Source organism: Phenylobacterium sp., assembly GCF_031360265.1.
Taxonomy (GTDB): Bacteria; Pseudomonadota; Alphaproteobacteria; order Caulobacterales; family Caulobacteraceae; genus Phenylobacterium.
The window spans coordinates 1-2,527 of sequence record NZ_JANMBF010000189.1 but is presented as its reverse complement, the minus strand read 5'-3'; the positions used below and the strand labels follow the sequence as shown (position 1 = coordinate 2,527).

2 protein-coding genes are annotated in these 2,527 nt (G+C 69.3%); both read left to right on the top strand.

Going from position 1 to position 2,527, the window contains the following annotated elements:
* A partial coding sequence (locus RMN86_RS17730) for an SDR family oxidoreductase (protein ID WP_309607188.1) occupies positions 1-561 on the top strand: 561 nt, incomplete at its 5' end.
* Between the two features lie 227 nt (positions 562-788).
* On the top strand, positions 789-2,527 hold a 1,739-nt coding region (locus RMN86_RS17725), incomplete at its 3' end, for a chemotaxis protein CheB (protein ID WP_309607187.1).

Below are 2,527 nucleotides of genomic sequence, written 5' to 3'. Positions count from 1 at the left end.
GCGGCGCCCTTCGGCCGCATCGACGCCCTGTTCAACAACGCCGGGACCACGCGCTTCGCCAACCACGCCGACCTCGACGCCGTCTCCGCCCAGGACTTCCTCGACCTCTATGCGGTCAATGTCATCGGGGCCTACCAGATGGTCCGCGCCTGCCGCGCCCTGCTGGAAGCCGCCCCCCAGCCGGGCGCCGTGGTCAACACCGCCTCGATCGCCGGCGTCACCGGCATCGGCTCCTCGATCCCCTACGCCGCCTCCAAGGGCGCCTTGACCACCATGACGCTCTCGCTGGCCCGCGCTCTGGCCCCGAAGATCCGGGTCAATGCGGTCTGCCCGGGCTTCATCGACACGCCCTGGTTCGGCAAGGGCCTGCCCGACGCCGCCGTCGACCGCATCCGCGCCAACGCCGCGGCCGGCACGCCGCTCAAGGCCGCCTCCTCCCCCGACGACATCGCCGCGGCCACCGTCTTCCTGGCCAGCCGCGCCTCGCGCCACGTCACCGGCGAGACCCTGCTGGTCGACGCCGGCCACCACCTGGGCTTCGCGCCCCTGGTGGCCAGGTGAGCGCCTCGCGATGATCCGTAGTTACAATTACGGTGACAGTTGGAAATTACGGTGGCAGTTGCAATAACCCCCAAACCGAACACTGGTTCGCGCAGGGCCGGGTTTGGGGGTTATTGCAACTGTCACCGTAATTCAATTCCGCCGTTTGTCCGGAACACCGCGGCGATTGGCGGTTCCGGCCAATCCGGCGCAATGTGGGATGTGACCCACCCTGGAGCCGCCGCGTAATGGCCACGAAGGCAACCGGATCGCCTGAACCCCCTGCCCCCCACGGGCGCGGGCGGGCGCAGCCGAGGGCGCGGCCCGACCCCGGCGCTTCCGATGTGCTGCTGATCGTCGGCATTGGCGCCTCGGCGGGGGGTCTGGAGGCCTTCAAGAGCTTTCTCGCCAACACCCCGCCCGACACCGGCATGGCGTTCGTGCTGGTCCAACACCTGTCGCCCGACCACAAGAGCCTGCTGGCCGAACTGCTCGGCAAGGCGACCGCCATGAGCGTCATCGAGGCGACCGACGGCCTGCGGGTCACGGCGAACTGCGTCGTGGTCATTCCGCCCGACGCCACCCTGACGATCGTCGGGGGCCGCCTGGCGGTCTCCCGGCCCGCGCCGCCGCGGGATCGGCGCCGGCCCATCGACACCTTTTTCCAGTCCCTCGCCGCGGACCAGGGCGAGAAGGCCATCGGCGTGATCCTGGCGGGAACCGGCAGCGATGGATCGCTGGGCCTGGCCACCATCAAGGAACACGGCGGCCTCACCCTGGCTCAGGCGGAGTTCGACAGCCATGCGCTGGCGGGGATGCCGCAGAGCGCGACCCTGACCGGCCAGGTCGATGACGTGCTCGCGGTCGAGGCGATGCCGGCCCGCCTGATGGCCTACAGGCAGCACCTGACGCGCGTCGTCAAACGCAAGGACGGGACCGTCGCGCGCGCGCCGTCCGGCTCGCATCTGCCGACCATCCTGGCGGCGCTGCGGGCGCGCAGCGGCCACGATTTCAGCGAATACAAGGAAAAGACCCTCGCTCGCCGGCTCCAGCGCCGGATGCAGGTGCTGCATCTCGAAACGCCGGACGCCTATATCGACCACCACCGCCAGCAACCGGAAGAACTGGACCTGCTGTTCCGCGAGCTGCTGATCGGGGTGACCGAGTTCTTCCGCGATCCCGCCGCGTTCGAGGCGCTGGCCGCCACGGTGCTGAAGAACCTGGTCGCCGGAAAGGGGGCGGACGACGACATCCGCGTCTGGGTCCCCGGCTGTTCGACGGGCCAGGAAGCCTACACCCTGGCCATCCTGCTGCGCGAGGCGATGGACGGCCGGCGCCCCAGGCCGAAGGTGCAGATCTTCGGCACCGACATCGATGACCGGGCGATCGGCGTGGCGCGGCTCGGCCGATACCGGCGGCCGGCGGCGGGGCTGTCGGCCGAACGGGCCGAGCGCTGGTTTACCGAAGAGGGCGACAACGTCTGTGTCGTCTCCGAGATCCGCGACATGTGCGTGTTCTCGACCCACAGCGTCATCCGGCACCCGCCGTTCTCCAAGCTCGATCTGATTTCCTGCCGCAACCTGCTGATCTACCTCGACGCGGATATGCAGGATCGGGTGATGCGGACCCTGCACTATGCGCTCAAGCCGAACGGGTGGCTCTTGCTCGGGTCGTCGGAATCGGTCACCCGCGCCACCCAGCTGTTCGGCGTCACCGACAAGAAGCACCGGATCTTCCAGCGGCGCGAGGTCAACCGACCCTCCCTGCCCGACCTGGCTGCCGCCGGCCGCGGACTCGAGACGCAGCCACACCCCGACGTAGGCCCCAGGCGCGCCGACGACCGGATCGACAAGAGCACGCGGCGGGTCACGGAAAAATACAATCCGCCGCACGTCGCGATCGACAGCCACGACCGGATCGTGCGGTTCTCCGGTCCCGCGATGGGCCAGTATGTCGAGCTGTCGCCGGGCGCGCCCAGCTTCGCCCT